This is a genomic window from Streptomyces paradoxus (genome assembly GCF_014202475.1).
Lineage (GTDB): Bacteria > Actinomycetota > Actinomycetes > Streptomycetales > Streptomycetaceae > Streptomyces > Streptomyces paradoxus.
The window spans coordinates 857,714-872,603 of sequence record NZ_JACHGV010000003.1; the positions used below are offsets into that span (position 1 = coordinate 857,714).

The following is a 14,890-nucleotide window of genomic DNA, read 5'->3' on the forward strand; positions in this document are numbered from 1 at the left end:
TAGTCCTTACGGAGGGGCTTTATGGTCGTGAGCGCGCACTTGTAACAGCTGATGGTGCTTACAGGGTATTACGAGGGAGGGGCTCGATGACGGACGCGGACATCACGACCACCACCGACCGGCAGGCCTGGCAGAGGAGCTGGGACCGGCAGCAGGAGTGGTACCTGCCCGACCGCGAGGAGCGGTTCCGGATCATGCTCGGTGGGGGTCCCCCCATGCCTTTCGGGCTATGGGGGAGGTCGAGGCCGTCGTGGGCACCGCCCCGCGCGTCCTCGACCTCGCCTGCGGCACGGGCACCATCACGACCCGGCTGCTGGCCCGCTTCCCCGACGCCACCAGCACCGGCGTCGACCTCGACCCGGCACTCCTCGCCATCGCCGAGGGCACCTTCGCGGGCGACGACCGGGTCACCCTGGTCACCGCAGACCTGAAGGACCCCGACTGGCCGGCGCGGCTGCCGCACGACTCGTACGACGCCGTCCTGACCGCGACGGCCCTGCACTGGCTGCACCGGGAACCCCTCGCGGACCTCTACGGCCAGGTCGCGGGACTCGTCCGCGCCGGCGGTGTCTTCATGAACGCGGACCACATGATCGACGAGTCGACGCCGCGGATCAACCAGCTCGCCGCCGAGGACCCGGTCCTGGCCGAACCCACGGCCCGGCGCTACGAGATCTACGGCGATCACGCCGACGGTGACATGCCGTCGGTCCAGTGGCACGCGCGCGTGCCGCGCGAGAAGGGCTTCGGCGAGGCCAGGCCGGTGTGTTGCTCGCCCTCCGACACCCTGCTGCTCGCCATGAAGTAGGCCGCGCAACGGACTGCGAAGGGGGCGGTACGGAGATTCCGTACCGCCCCCTCGCCGTGCGTACCGTCAGAGCACCTTGGACAGGAACGCCTTCGTCCGCTCGTGCTGCGGGTTCGTCAGCACCTCGCGCGGGTGGCCGGATTCGACCACCACACCGCCGTCCATGAAGACCAGGCTGTCGCCCACCTCGCGGGCGAAGCCCATCTCGTGGGTGACGACGATCATCGTCATGCCGGACTCGGCCAGGTCGCGCATGACGTCCAGGACGTCACCGACCAGCTCCGGGTCGAGCGCCGAGGTCGGCTCGTCGAACAGCATCAGCTTCGGGTCCATGGCCAGGGCCCGGGCGATGGCGACGCGCTGCTGCTGGCCGCCGGAGAGCTGCGAGGGGTAGTTGCCCGCCTTGTCGGCCAGGCCCACCCGGTCCAGGAGCTCCTGGGCACGCGCCCGGGCCTGGCTCCTGCTCACGCCCTTGACCTGGACCGGCGCCTCCATGACGTTCTCCACGGCCGTCATGTGCGGGAACAGGTTGAAGCGCTGGAAGACCATGCCGATGTCCCGGCGCTTGACCGCGACCTCGCTGTCCTTCAGCTCGTAGAGCTTGTCGCCCTTCTGGCGGTAGCCGACCAGCTCGCCGTCGACGTACAGACGGCCGGCGTTGATCTTCTCCAGGTGGTTGATGCACCTGAGGAAGGTCGACTTGCCGGAGCCGGAGGGGCCGATGAGGCAGAACACCTCGCCGGACTTCACCTCCAGGTCGATGCCCGTGAGGACCTCTACGGGACCGAAGGACTTGTGGACGCCCTCGGCCTTCACCATGGCGGTCATGCCTTGCCTCCCGTCGGCTTGGAGCGGCTGGACAGGGAGAGCACGTTCGCCCTGATCTTCTGGAACGGGGTGGCCGGCAGGGACCGGCTGGAACCACGCGCGTAGTACCGCTCCAGGTAGTACTGGCCGATGCTGAAGATCGACGTCATGAGCAGGTACCAGGCCGCCGCGAGGAACAGCATCTCGGCGGGGGCGCCGGAGGTCTGGCCGATGTCCTGGGCCGCGCGGAGCAGCTCGGGATACTGGACGACCGAGACCAGCGAGGTCGTCTTCAGCATGTTGATGACCTCGTTGCCCGTCGGCGGCACGATCACGCGCATCGCCTGCGGGATGACGATCCGGCGCAGCGTCTTGGAGTGGCTCATGCCCAGCGCGTGCGACGCCTCGGTCTGGCCCTCGTCGACCGAGAGCAGACCGGCGCGGCAGATCTCCGCCATGTACGCGGCCTCGTTGAGGCCGAGGCCCAGCAGCGCCGTCAGGAACGGGGTCATGAAGTCCGACCACTCGTCCTTGTAGAACGGCCCGAGGTTGATGTACTCGAAGACCAGGCCCAGGTTGAACCAGACGATCAGCTGCACCAGGACCGGGGTGCCGCGGAAGAACCAGATGTAGAACCACGCGATCGACGAGGTCACCGGGTTCTTCGACAGGCGCATCACGGCGAGCAGGACGCCGCCGACGATGCCGATCACCATGGACAGCACGGTCAGCAGGAGCGTTTTGCCCACGCCGTCCAGGATGCGGTCGTCGAAGAAGTAGTCCGGGATGGCGTCCCAGTTGATCTTGCCCTGGGAGAACGCGTAGACGACCCCGACCAGCAGGGCGATGGCGACGACGGCGGAGACATACCGCCCGTAGTGCCGGACCGGGATGGCCTTGATGGCCTCCGGTCCGGCCGGGGGCGTGTCAGCCGGCGTCTTGTCGATGTCAACAGTCACGGGTGTTGCCTTTCAGTGCCGCTGCGCTGCGGTCACTTGCCGCCGTTGATCGTGGCTTCGTCGATGGAGCCGTCGGTGACGCCCCACTTCTTCATGATCTTCTCGTACTCGCCGTTCTCGATGACGGCGTCGAGCGCGGCCTTGAGCGCGTCCCGCAGCTGCGTCTGGTTCTTGGCGACCGCGATGCCGTACGGGGCTGCCTCGACCTGCTCGCCGACCAGCTGGAAGTCCTTGCCGCCACCGGACGTCTTCACGGCGTACGCGGCGACCGGGAAGTCGGACGAGCCGGCGTCGGCGCCGCCCGCGCGCAGGCGGGTCTGGGCCTGCTGGTCGTTGTCGAAGGGCTCGATGGCGATCTTCTTGCCGGCCGGGCACTTCTTCGACTCCGCCTTGGCGAGGTCCTCCGAGACCGTGCCGCGCTGCAGCACGATCTTCTTGCCGCACAGGTCGGACCAGGTCTTGATGCCCTGGTCGTCACCCTTCTTGGTGTAGATCGAGACACCGGCGGTGAAGTAGTCCACGAAGTCGACGCCCTCGCCGACCTTCTTGCCGGTGTCGGAGTCGATGCCCTCCTGGCGGTCCTTGGTGTCGGTCATCGCGGACATGGCGATGTCGTACCGCTTGGAGCGCAGACCCGTGATCAGCGTGTCGAACGTGCCGTTCTCGAACTGGAAGTCGACCCCGAGCTGCTTGCCCATGGCAGCGGCGAGGTCCGGGTCGATGCCGACCGTCTTGCCCGAGCTGTCCTTGAACTCGACCGGGGCGTAGGCGATGTCGGAGCCGACCTTGATGACACCCTTGTCGCGGATGGCCTGAGGCAGCTTGTCGGCGAGCGGGGCCGAGGCCGCCGTGTCGCTGGAGCCGGTGTCCTTGGTCTGGTCACCGCAGCCGGTGAGCATCAGCGCGCCTGCGACCGCGATCGCACCGACCGCTGCTAGCCGGGAGTGCGCGGCGGTCGTACGACGGGTGGAGCTTGCGGTCATGGTGGGTTCCTCCGGCGGATGGGTGGAGTTGCCGATGGGGCGGGCCGCTGCCGAGGGGTTCGGCAACGCCGTGGCACGCCGAAGGTTTCGGCTGTGCCGTGGGGTCGACGAGAGCACACCTCTTCGAGTGTCGCGACCTCGTGTGATTACGGCATCTTGCCATTCGGACTGCGCGATTCTGGGGGCCAGCCATGTCAAAATCGGATAACGGGCCACCCCCGAACCGCATCACTCCGGTACATCACGGCCGGACCTTCTATGGGAATCGCCCCTTCCGGCCGGAAGAACTTCGGTATATCCCGGGATTTCGAGACGGGGACTGCGAGCTTCGCCGATGGTTGAGTGGTTATAGCTGCTTTGTCCAGTGCTTGTCCCGATTTTGGACGAAGAGTCAGGGCGCCGTCATGTGACCTTCGCGTTATGGACTCGTCGTCGATGCCGTCCGTCCGGTAAGAAGGGTCTTTACACCCCTCATCCGGGGCTCAGGGCGCGTGTGCGGCGCGCCCGTCGCGTACGCGCCCGTACGGATCACGTACAAGCACGACAGGGGCCTACGCGGTGCCCGCCCACCCCTCACCAGGAGTGGCCACCCTCAAAACAATGAAGATTTAAGGGGTAAAACGAAGTGGCAGCGGAGATCGTCAATCCTCGCAGCGAGAGCAAGACCGGCGATACGGACCACGAGGGCGGTGCGGAGCCCCTCGACTCCTTCGACCCGGCGTTCGCGTTGCACCGCGGCGGCAAGATGGCTGTGCAGGCCACCGTGCCGGTCCGCGACAAGGACGACCTGTCCCTGGCGTACACGCCCGGCGTCGCGAAGGTGTGCAGCGCGATCGCGGAGCAGCCGGAGCTCGTGCACGACTACACGTGGAAGTCGTCGGTCGTGGCCGTCGTGACGGACGGTACGGCCGTGCTGGGGCTCGGTGACATCGGGCCCGAGGCCTCCCTCCCGGTGATGGAGGGCAAGGCGATTCTGTTCAAGCAGTTCGGTGGCGTGGACGCGGTTCCGATCGCCCTGAACTGCACGGACGTCGACGAGATCGTCGAGACCGTGGTGCGGCTCGCGCCGTCGTTCGGCGGGGTCAACCTGGAGGACATCTCGGCACCCCGGTGCTTCGAGGTCGAGCGGAAGCTGCAGGAGCGGCTGGACATTCCGGTCTTCCACGACGACCAGCACGGCACGGCCGTGGTGACGCTGGCGGCCCTGCGGAACGCCGCGCGGCTGAGCGGGCGGGCGCTGGGCGAGCTGCGGGCCGTCATCTCCGGCGCCGGCGCGGCCGGTGTCGCCATCGCGAAGATGCTGGTCGAGGCCGGGATCGGGGATGTCGCGGTGGCCGACCGCAAGGGTGTCGTGTCGGCGGACCGGGACGACCTCACCCCGGTGAAGCAGGACCTGGCCGGGTTCACGAACAAGGCCGGGATCACCGGGTCGCTGGAGGCGGCGCTGGACGGCGCCGACGTGTTCATCGGCGTGTCCGGCGGGACGGTGCCGGAGTCCGCGGTGGCGACGATGGCCGAGGGCGCATTCGTCTTCGCCATGGCCAACCCGAATCCCGAGGTGCACCCCGAGGTCGCGCACAAGTACGCGGCCGTCGTCGCGACCGGGCGGTCGGACTTCCCGAACCAGATCAACAACGTGCTGGCGTTCCCGGGGATCTTCGCGGGGGCGCTTCAGGTGCGGGCCTCCCGGATCACCGAGGGGATGAAGCTGGCCGCCGCGGAGGCGCTGGCCGCTGTGGTCGGGGACGATCTCGCCGCCGACTACGTCATTCCGTCGCCGTTCGACGAGCGGGTCGCTCCGGCGGTCACGGCCGCGGTGGCGGCTGCGGCCCGGGCCGAGGGTGTGGCCCGGCGCTGACGTGACGCCGGCGTTTTGTGTGATGTGGCCCCGCCCGGGATCGGGCGGGGCCAATTCTTTGCGTTCGGGTTGAGCCGTTCGGGTGGTGCGGCGGTGGTGGGGTGCGCGTCTTCGCCTGGCGGTGGGTGGTGGGCCGGGGCCGCGCCGGGGGTGTCGGTCCCCGGTACGGCGCGATGGGGTTGCGTGCCGACTGACTGTCCGTTGACGCGCCAACCGCTGCGGGCGGACACCCCCCCGGCACGGCCCCTTCTCGCCGTGCGCGGGTGCGGGCCGCTCGTACCGGCGGCACCGACCCCCGGGCGTTGGCAAGAGGGTGTGTCTCACAGGGGGCGGTGGTTCCACTCGGCGGGTGGTGGAACCTATCGTCAAGGTCATGTTCGCTGTCTACGCCGCCCGAATCGACCGCGACCAGCCGCTGTCCGGCCTGGAGTTGGGAGAGCGTCCGGCTCCCGAGGCCCGTCCCGGCTGGAGTGCCGTCACGGTCAAGGCCGCCTCCCTCAACCACCACGACCTCTGGTCCCTGCGTGGCGTGGGCCTCGCAGAGGACAAGCTGCCGATGATCCTCGGCTGTGATGCCGCAGGCGTCGACGAGGACGGCAACGAGGTCGTCCTGCACTCCGTCATCGGACAGAGCGGGCACGGGGTCGGCCCGAAGGAGCCCCGTTCCATCCTCACCGAGCGCTACCAGGGCACCTTCGCCGAGCAGGTCGCCGTGCCGACCTGGAACATCCTGCCCAAGCCGAAGGAGCTCTCCTTCGAGGAGGCCGCCTGCCTGCCCACGGCGTGGCTGACCGCCTACCGGATGCTGTTCACCAACGCGGGTGTCCGCCCCGGTGACTCCGTGCTGGTGCAGGGCGCCGGCGGTGGTGTCGCCACCGCCGCCATCGTGCTGGGCAAGGCCGCGGGGCTGCGGGTCTTCGCCACCAGCCGGGACGAGGCCAAGCGGAACCGGGCCCTGGAGCTCGGGGCCGTGGAGGCGCTGGAGGCCGGGGCGCGCCTGCCGCAGCGGGTCGACGCGGTGATCGAGACCGTCGGGGCCGCGACGTGGTCGCACTCGGTGAAGTCGCTGAAGCCCGGCGGCACGCTGGTCATCTCCGGTGCCACCAGTGGCGACCGGCCCTCGCACGCCGAGCTGACCCGGATCTTCTTCCTCGAGCTCAAGGTCGTGGGATCCACGATGGGCACCAAGGACGAGCTGGAGGACCTGCTCGCGTTCTGTGCCGCCACCGGTGTCCGGCCCGTCATCGACGAGGTACTGCCCATGGACCGCGCGCGTGAGGGCTTCGAGCGGCTGGCTTCGGGAGAGCAGTTCGGGAAGGTCGTGCTGACGAATCCCTGAGTCCTCCTGACGGTGCGTCGACGGCCGGTCCCGTGTGGGCCGGCCGTTTTCGTGTGTCAACTGTGGTTGACGCAGGGTCCCTGTCAACGTAGGTTGACGGTATGACCGAAGCAACCGACCTGGCCGAACGGGCCGGTGACCGTGATCCACGGGTCGGCCTGCGGGCCGTCGCCGCGCTGCGCCGGCTGCTGGAGCAGCTGGAAGGCGTACAGGTGCGCAACGCGCGCAATCAGGGCTGGTCGTGGCAGGAGATCGCCACCGAACTCGGTGTGAGCAGGCAGGCCGTGCACAAGAAGTACGGGAGGCATTGATGTTCGAGCGGTTCACGAAGGACGCCCGCGATGTGGTGAAGGGCGCGTACACGCACGTGGACGGGGGTGATGAGGGCGGACGTGTCGTGGAGCCGGAGCATCTGCTGCTGGCGCTGCTCGACCGGGAGGGCAGCCGTGGCTCCTTCGCGCTCGTGGCTCTCGGACTCGGTGAGCGGCGGGAGTCCGTGCGGGAGGCGTTGCGTGAGGCGCGGCGGCGGGCCGGGCTCACGCAGGCCGAGACCGACGCGCTCGCCGGGCTGGGGATCGACGTGGAGGAGATCGTCGCCCGCGTGGAGGAGACTCATGGGGTCGGCGCCCTGGCCGGCGACCGGAAGGACAAGCGGTGGTGGGCGGGGCGTACTTCCTTCGGCCGAGGGGCCAAGGACGTGCTGGAGCGATCCCTGCGGGTCGCCCTCGCCCAGCGGGACCGGCACATCGGGGACGAGCACATCCTGCTGGCCCTGACCCTGCGCCCCGGTGTGCCGGCCGAGGTCCTCGCCGACCACGGGGTGATGTACGAGCACCTGGTGCGGGTGCTGTACGGCGGTGGTGGCGAGGCCAAGGCCGGCTGACGGGATGAGCCCCGGACGCGCTACTTGCTCTGTGTGCGCAGGAGGGCTCCTATATGGGCCGCCGCCGTCGACAGATGGCGGCGGGCGTCGCGCAGCTGGTCGGGGGTGACGCCGTGGTCGCGGGCCGCGTCACGGATGTCGTCCCGGAAGCGGTCGAGCAGGCGGTCCAGGTCGCGGGCCGGGTCGCCCGTGGAGTCCGCGGCGTCCTCGTGGGCCCAGGCCGGTTCGTAGGCGGCGGGGAAGTCCTCCGGGGCCGGCGAGGACATCGGTTCCGTGGCCGGCCTGCCGGTGCCGGGCCAGTCGAATCCGAGGTCCTTGCCGAAGTCCTTGCCGTAGTCCTTTCCGAACTCGCCCACTTCCCTGACCAGCTCGCTCAGGCCCTCGCGCAGACCCGTCGGCCAGTCACCGCGGGCGAAGTGGTCCTGCACCTGCTCCTGGACGCGGCGGGTGATGCGCTGCACCTGCTCCTGGGCCTGGGCCCGGGCCTGTTCCTGGGCCTCCTTCGCCTGGCGGCGGGCGCGCTGGGCGTCCTCGCGGGCACGGCGGCTCTCGTCCTTCGCCCGCCGGGCCTGCTCCTTCCACTCCTGCCGGGCGCGGCGCATCTCCTCCTTGGCGATGCGCCAGGTCTCCTTGTCGCCGTACTGCGAGAAGTCGCCGTAGGGGGCCCCGGCCGTGCCGTCGTCCCTGGTGCCGGTGTCCCGGCGTGCCTCGGTCGCCGCCGCGCGCATCTCCCGCCGCAGGTCGCCGGCGGCTCCGCGCACATCGGCCTGGATCTCCGCGGCCAGTTCCGCGACGGACTCCCGGATCTCCAGTTCCAGGTCGGCCAGCTCGCCGCTGCGGTCGGCCAGTTCGGCGCGGCCTGCGTCGGTGATCGAGTAGACCTTGCGGCCGCCCTCGGTGGTGTGGGTGACCAGGCCCTCGGCCTCCAGCTTGGCCAGGCGCGGGTACACCGTGCCCGCCGACGGCGCGTACAGCCCCTGGAAGCGCTCCTCCAGCAGGCGGATCACCTCGTAGCCGTGTCGGGGGGCCTCGTCCAGCAGCTTCAGCAGGTAGAGGCGGAGGCGGCCGTGGGCGAAGACGGGGGGCATGTCAGAGCACCTTCTTGTCGGTCGTGCCTTCGGCCGGGACGGTGGTGGAGGCGTCGCCCGGGCCGGAGACGGAATTGTCTCCCGAGCCGCCCCCGGGGCCGCTCGCCGGGGCTGCCGCCGCGCTGCCGCTGCCGGGCGGGGTGTCCCACGGCTCGTCGTGCTCGTCCTCTCCGGCCGGCCGGCGCAGCAGGGCGATCGAGCCGGAGACGGTGGTGGCCCGCAGTCTGCCGGTGCCCGCGCCGAGGCGGCCGGTGATCTTGTGGGCGCCCCACTGGCCGTGCACCCGGAGGCCTTCGAAGGCGTTGGAGACGGAGCCGCTCGCGGTGTTCGCCTCGACCTCCGTGTCCGCCGGGTAGGGCAGCCGGATCGCGATCTCGCCCGAGACGCTGGTCAGCCGCACGTCCGTCGGGCCGTCCGGGTCGAGGTCGACGATCATCGAGCCGCTCACCGAATCCGCCCGGACGGAGGGGCCGGAGCCCTCGACCACCGTGAGGTCGCCGGAGACCGAGTTGAACCGGAGGTCGCCGGTCACGTCCTGGGCCTCCAGACTGCCGGAGACCGTGTCGGCGCGGACCGGGCCGGAGAGGCCCACGAGCGTCGTGTCGCCGGTGACGCCCTTCACCACCGACGGGCCCTGGATGCCGGAGATCACGGCTGCCGCGCCGACCACACCCACCTCCACGCGGGTGCCGGCCGGGACGGCCAGGGAGACCACCGCGCTGCGGCGCCAGCCCTTGCGGTCCAGCCACTTGAGGAAGCCCTTCCAGGGCAGGTCCTCGTAGGCCACCGTGAGGACGCCGTCCTGCTGGGTCACCACCAGGGGCGGTCCCTCGATCTCGGAGATCTCCAGGCGGGCGGAACCTTCGTCCGTGCCCACCACGTTCACCGTTCCGTTGACGAGACGCACGTGCAGATCGCTCACGGGCTCGTCGAAGGTGAGCTTCCTCGGTTCCGTGACGGACCACTCGGACATGGTGCAGACCTCCCCGTCCCGACGCGCCATATCGCGTCCTCTCGTATTCACGATATATCGCGGTCGGGGAAAGTCAAGACACCCGTTCTGGGGAGGAGGAGGCGGGCATAAGCGCTCACAAGCTGACAATTCACCCTAGCGTGTGACCATGTCGACGGAAGCCGCCCGGGCGACGGATGGAGCGTGCTCGTCCCCGATGGCCGGCCCTGGCGGGACGGCGCCGAACCCGTCGACCGCGTGGCCACCGGCTGGGCCACGGCTCTCGCCGTGGGCGCTCCCTGGCCCGGCCTGGCCCTGTGGTGGGACACCGACCACGCGGGCTTCACGCTCGCGTCCGGCTTCCGCCGCCCGGTCGGGTTCGTCTGGCTCGCGAGCGGTGTCCCGGCGGGGGAGGACGAGGCGATGCGCACCTTCGCCGCACGCCTGGGCCTCGACCCCGTCCTGGACGTCCAGGATCTCGACCGGCCGGCCGCACCCGATCAGGCGGCCGACGCGCGCACCCGCCTGCGCGGACTGCTCGCCGTCCTCGCGCGCGTGCTCGCCGTCCTCGCGCGCGTGGGCGTCTCCCTGCCCGCCGAACTGGCCCCCGGGAGCCCGCAGGCCGCCTCCGGGAAGCCGCCGCCCGACGGCCGGACAGCCTGCCCGTCGAGTGGCCCGGCCATCGCGAGGCGGGCGCGGCACCGGACACCGTCGACCACACCCGCCTCGGCCCCTGGATGCCCTGGACGGGCGGCCCCAGGGGCCGCGCCCTGGCCCTGGCGCAGATGGCGGCGGGCCTGCCGCTCCTGGTCCGAGGCCTGCGAGGCAAGGGCGGCGGCCGGGCCACGACCGGGGCACTGCTCCTCGCGCACGGCGCGCTGGGCCTGACCTACGACCTCACACGCCCACGCGACTGACGCCCCGGGAGTGGCCGGAGCCGGTTCCTACTCGTCGTCCTCGTCGTCCAGCCGCGCCAGCCACGTCGCCAGCCGCTCCACCGGGACCTCGAAGTCGGGATTGAGATCGACGAACGTCCGCAGCTGCTCGGCGAGCCACTCGAAGGTGACTTCCTCCTCGCCGCGCCGCTTCTCCAGTTCCTCGATGCCACGGTCCGTGAAGTACATGCCCTCAAGGATATGTGCGCGCAAACGGCCGGGCCGCACCCCCCGATCGGGGGATGCGGCCCGGCCACGCACGAGCTGTGCGAAGGCGCTTACGCCTCGAACACCTCACGCACCAGCTGCTCCTGCTCGGCCTGGTGCCGCTTCGCGGAACCCACCGCCGGCGACGAGCCGTGCGGGCGCGAGATGCGCCGCAGCCGCTCGCCGTGCGGGACGTCCGCGCCGACCGCGAGGTCCAGGTGGTCGATCAGGTTGAGCGCGATGAACGGCCAGGCACCCTGGTTCGCCGGCTCCTCCTGGGCCCACAGGTACTTCTCGGCGTTCGGGTACTTCTTGATCTCCGCCTGGAGCTCGGTACCCGCCAGCGGGTACAGGCGCTCGATGCGGATGATCGCCGTGTCCGTGACACCGCGCTTCTGACGCTCGGCCTCCAGGTCGTAGTAGACCTTGCCGGCGCAGAAGACGACCTTCTTGACCGCGGCCGGGTCGACCGAGGAGTCGCCGATGACGGGCTGGAACTGCCCGGTCGTGAACTCGTCCGCCTTCGCCGCCGCCGCCTTCAGGCGCAGCATCGACTTCGGCGTGAAGACCACCAGCGGCTTGTGGTGCGGGTTGTGCACCTGCCACCGCAGGAGGTGGAAGTAGTTCGACGGCGACGTCGGCATGGCGACCGTCATGTTGTTCTGGGCGCAGAGCTGCAGGAACCGCTCCGGGCGGGCCGAGGAGTGGTCCGGGCCCTGGCCCTCGTAGCCGTGCGGCAGGAGCAGGACGACGCCGGACGTCTGGGCCCACTTCTGCTCGGCCGAGGAGATGAACTCGTCCACGACCGTCTGCGCGCCGTTGACGAAGTCGCCGAACTGCGCCTCCCACATCACGAGCGCGTTCGGGCGGGCCAGCGAGTAGCCGTACTCGAAGCCCATCGCCGCGTACTCGGAGAGGAGGGAGTTGTAGACGTTGAGCCGCGCCTGGTCCTCGGAGAGGTACTGCAGCGGCGTGTACTCGTCGCCCGTGGTGCGGTCGATGATGACCGCGTGGCGCTGGCCGAACGTGCCGCGCTGCGAGTCCTGGCCGGCCAGGCGGACCGGGACGCCCTCCAGCAGGAGGGAGCCGATCGCCAGGGTCTCGCCCATGCCCCAGTCGATGGTGCCGTCCTCGACCATCGACGCCCGGCGCTGCAGCTGCGGCAGCAGACGCGGGTGGACGGTGATGTTGTCGGGGATGTTGACCTGGGACTCGGCGATCCGCTTGACGACCTCCGTGGTCACCGCGGTGTTCACGGCGACCGGGAACTCGGCCTGCGGGTCCGAGGGCTCGACCGTCGCCGGCTGGGACGTGGCCTCACGGACCTCCGTGAAGACCTTCTCCAGCTGGCCCTGGTAGTCCTGCAGCGCCTGCTCGGCCTCTTCCAGGGTGATGTCGCCGCGACCGATGAGGGACTCGGTGTACAGCTTGCGCACCGAGCGCTTCTTGTCGATCAGGTCGTACATCAGCGGCTGGGTGAAGGCCGGGTTGTCCGACTCGTTGTGACCGCGGCGGCGGTAGCAGATGAGGTCGATCACCACGTCCTTGTTGAACGCCTGGCGGAACTCGAAGGCGAGCCGCGCGACGCGGACCACGGCCTCCGGGTCGTCGCCGTTCACGTGGAAGATCGGGGCCTCGATCATGCGGGCCACGTCCGTCGCGTACATGGAGGAACGCGAGGACTCGGGGGCCGCGGTGAAGCCGACCTGGTTGTTGATGACGATGTGGACCGTGCCGCCGGTGCGGTAGCCGCGCAGCTGCGACATGTTCAGGGTCTCGGCCACCACGCCCTGGCCCGCGAAGGCCGCGTCGCCGTGGATCGCCACCGGCAGGACGGTGAAGTCCGTGCCGCCCTTGTTGATGATGTCCTGCTTGGCGCGCGAGACGCCCTCCAGGACCGGGTCCACCGCCTCCAGGTGCGAGGGGTTCGCGACCAGGGAGACCGCGATCTGCTCGCCGTCGAGACCGGTGAAGGTGCCTTCGGCGCCCAGGTGGTACTTCACGTCACCGGAGCCGTGCATCGACTTCGGGTCGAGGTTGCCCTCGAACTCGCGGAAGATCTGCGCGTACGACTTGCCGACGATGTTGGCGAGGACGTTCAGGCGGCCGCGGTGGGCCATGCCGATGACGACCTCGTCCAGGCGGGACTCGGCGGCCGAGTCCAGCACCGCGTCCAGCAGCGGGATGACGGACTCGCCGCCCTCCAGGGAGAAGCGCTTCTGGCCGACGTACTTCGTCTGCAGGAAGGTCTCGAAGGCCTCGGCCGCGTTCAGCCGGCGCAGGATGCGCAGCTGCTCCTCGCGCTCCGGCTTGGTGTGCGGGCGCTCGACGCGGTCCTGGATCCACTTGCGCTGCTTGGGGTCCTGGATGTGCATGAACTCGATGCCGGTGGTGCGGCAGTACGAGTCGCGCAGGACACCGAGGATGTCGCGCAGCTTCATCATCGACTTGCCGGCGAAGCCGCCGACGGCGAACTCGCGCTCCAGGTCCCAGAGCGTGAGGCCGTGCTCGGTGATGTCCAGGTCGGGGTGCTTGCGCTGCTGGTACTCCAGCGGGTCGGTGTCGGCCATGACGTGGCCGCGGACCCGGTAGGAGTGGATCAGCTCGAAGACGCGGGCGGCCTTCGTGACGTCGTCGTCGTGGCTGGCGTCGATGTCCTTGAGCCAGCGGACCGGCTCGTAGGGGATGCGCAGCGCCTCGAAGACGTCGTCGTAGAAGCCGTTCTCACCGAGGAGGAGGTTCGCGACGATCCGGAGGAACTCGCCGGAGGCGGCGCCCTGGATGACCCGGTGGTCGTAGGTCGACGTGAGCGTCATGACCTTCGAGATGCCGAGCTTGTTCAGGGTGTCCTGGGAGGTGCCCTGGAACTCCGCCGGGTAGTCCATGGAGCCGACGCCCATGATCACGGACTGGCCGGGCATCAGACGCGGCACGGAGTGCACGGTGCCGAGGCCGCCGGGGTTGGTCAGGGAGACCGTCACGCCGGTGAAGTCGTCCATGCCCAGCTTGCCGTCGCGGGCGCGGCGGACGATGTCCTCGTAGGCCTGCCAGAACTCGAAGAAGTTCAGCGTCTCGGCCTTCTTGATGCCCGCGACCACGAGCTGGCGGTCGCCGTTGGGCTTGACCAGGTCGATGGCGAGGCCGAAGTTGACGTGCTCCGGCTTGACCAGGGTCGGCTTGCCGTCCTTCTCCGCGAAGGAGTAGTTCATCGACGGCATGGCCTTGATGGCCTGCACCATCGCGTAGCCGATCAGGTGCGTGAAGGAGATCTTCCCGCCCCGGGCGCGCTTCAGGTGGTTGTTGATGACGATGCGGTTGTCGAACAGCAGCTTCACCGGGACCGCGCGCACGGACGTGGCCGTGGGCACCTCCAGCGAGGCGTTCATGTTCTTCGCGACCGCGGCGGCGGGGCCGCGCAGCACGACCTGCTCGGGGCCCGAGGGGGCCTCACCGGCGGGCTCGGCCTTCTTCGGGGCCGCGGCCGGCTTGGCGGCGGGCTTCGCGGCCGGGGCGGCCTGCGCCGGGGCCGGAGCCTGCGCGGCGGGCTTCGCCGGAGCCGGAGCCGGAGCCGGGGCGGCGGCGGGCTTCTCTGCGGCCGGGGCGGGGGCCTGCGCGGGAGCGGCCGGAGCGGCCGCGGGTGCGGTGGTGGTCCCCGCGGCCCCCGCGGCCGCGGTACCCGCCGGAGCCGAGGCGGCAGCCGCCCCCGGCTTGTAGTCGGCGAAGAAGTCCCACCAGGCTCGGTCTACGGAATTCGGGTCCTGGAGGTACTGCTGATAGATCTCGTCGACGAGCCACTCGTTGGCACCGAACGACGCGGCAGGGTTCTTCCCCGCTTGGTCGGTGTCGGTCGAGATGCTCGAGTTACTGGGGGACTGTGGCGACACGGCGGCAACCGCCCTCTTCCGCTTCACAAGATGATGGACAGCGGGAATCAAGGCTACGCCCCTCTGACGGGGAAGGTCAGGTCGGGCCGGTGCAACGTCGTGCAAGTCACATCTGGAACCGTGTTTCGGGGCTTGAAATGGCGGGAAACAAGCGTGGTTCCGCTTAACGAGGGAAGGGCTCGCCAGG

At 69.9% G+C, this 14,890-nt stretch carries 11 protein-coding genes and 2 pseudogenes; 6 read left to right on the plus strand and 7 right to left on the minus strand.

Going from position 1 to position 14,890, the window contains the following annotated elements; translation table 11 throughout:
* Positions 1–86 precede the first annotated feature (86 nt).
* Positions 87–808, plus strand: a pseudogene (locus HNR57_RS13690) (class I SAM-dependent methyltransferase).
* Positions 809–874: 66 nt separating this feature from the next.
* Here HNR57_RS13690 and HNR57_RS13695 read toward each other — a convergent pair.
* Genes HNR57_RS13695 through HNR57_RS13705 form a run of 3 tightly spaced genes read right to left on the minus strand, consistent with a single transcriptional unit; the run spans position 875 to position 3,557 of the window.
* A complete protein-coding gene (locus HNR57_RS13695) occupies positions 875–1,636 on the minus strand; it encodes an amino acid ABC transporter ATP-binding protein (RefSeq protein ID WP_281403881.1) in 762 nt (253 codons plus the stop codon).
* Positions 1,633–2,574, minus strand: coding sequence for an amino acid ABC transporter permease (locus tag HNR57_RS13700; protein ID WP_184560096.1), 942 nt, complete (start codon positions 2,572–2,574; stop codon positions 1,633–1,635). The genes HNR57_RS13695 and HNR57_RS13700 overlap by 4 nt, the downstream gene beginning before the upstream one ends.
* A gap of 32 nt (positions 2,575–2,606) precedes the next feature.
* A complete protein-coding gene (locus HNR57_RS13705; protein WP_184560098.1) occupies positions 2,607–3,557 on the minus strand; it encodes an ABC transporter substrate-binding protein in 951 nt (316 codons plus the stop codon).
* A gap of 625 nt (positions 3,558–4,182) precedes the next feature.
* Between HNR57_RS13705 and HNR57_RS40260 the strand changes: the two genes are divergently transcribed.
* The 4 genes from HNR57_RS40260 to HNR57_RS13725 all read left to right on the plus strand — a co-directional run bounded on the left by HNR57_RS40260 (position 4,183) and on the right by HNR57_RS13725 (position 7,637).
* Positions 4,183–5,415 (plus strand): NAD(P)-dependent malic enzyme, encoded by a 1,233-nt coding sequence (locus tag HNR57_RS40260; RefSeq protein WP_184560099.1) that lies wholly within the window; start codon positions 4,183–4,185, stop codon positions 5,413–5,415.
* A 373-nt stretch (positions 5,416–5,788) separates the two neighbouring features.
* The gene (locus tag HNR57_RS13715) at positions 5,789–6,754 is read left to right on the plus strand and encodes a zinc-binding dehydrogenase (RefSeq protein WP_184560101.1); all 966 of its coding nucleotides are present in this window, start codon (positions 5,789–5,791) and stop codon (positions 6,752–6,754) included.
* 101 nt (positions 6,755–6,855) lie between these two features.
* Positions 6,856–7,065, plus strand: a complete 210-nt coding sequence (locus tag HNR57_RS13720) for an HTH domain-containing protein (RefSeq protein ID WP_184560102.1) — start codon at positions 6,856–6,858, stop codon at positions 7,063–7,065.
* Complete coding sequence (locus HNR57_RS13725) at positions 7,065–7,637, plus strand: Clp protease N-terminal domain-containing protein (protein WP_184560103.1); 573 nt, start codon at positions 7,065–7,067, stop codon at positions 7,635–7,637. The genes HNR57_RS13720 and HNR57_RS13725 overlap by 1 nt, the downstream gene beginning before the upstream one ends.
* Before the next feature lie 20 nt (positions 7,638–7,657).
* Here the strand turns inward: HNR57_RS13725 and HNR57_RS13730 are convergent, their stop codons facing one another.
* Positions 7,658–8,725 (minus strand): PadR family transcriptional regulator, encoded by a 1,068-nt coding sequence (locus HNR57_RS13730; RefSeq protein ID WP_184560104.1) that lies wholly within the window; start codon positions 8,723–8,725, stop codon positions 7,658–7,660.
* A gap of 1 nt (position 8,726) precedes the next feature.
* On the minus strand, positions 8,727–9,698 hold the full coding sequence (locus HNR57_RS13735) for a DUF4097 family beta strand repeat-containing protein (RefSeq protein WP_184560105.1): 972 nt from the start codon (positions 9,696–9,698) through the stop codon (positions 8,727–8,729).
* A gap of 162 nt (positions 9,699–9,860) precedes the next feature.
* Here HNR57_RS13735 and HNR57_RS13740 point away from each other — a divergent pair.
* Positions 9,861–10,594, plus strand: a pseudogene (locus tag HNR57_RS13740) (hypothetical protein); the annotation flags it as partial.
* A gap of 27 nt (positions 10,595–10,621) precedes the next feature.
* Here the strand turns inward: HNR57_RS13740 and HNR57_RS13745 are convergent.
* Positions 10,622–10,801, minus strand: a complete 180-nt coding sequence (locus tag HNR57_RS13745; protein WP_003992906.1) for a DUF6104 family protein — start codon at positions 10,799–10,801, stop codon at positions 10,622–10,624.
* A gap of 89 nt (positions 10,802–10,890) precedes the next feature.
* Entirely contained in the window at positions 10,891–14,703 is a 3,813-nt protein-coding gene (locus HNR57_RS13750; protein WP_184560106.1) for a multifunctional oxoglutarate decarboxylase/oxoglutarate dehydrogenase thiamine pyrophosphate-binding subunit/dihydrolipoyllysine-residue succinyltransferase subunit, read from the minus strand.
* Between the last annotated feature and the right edge of the window lie 187 nt (positions 14,704–14,890).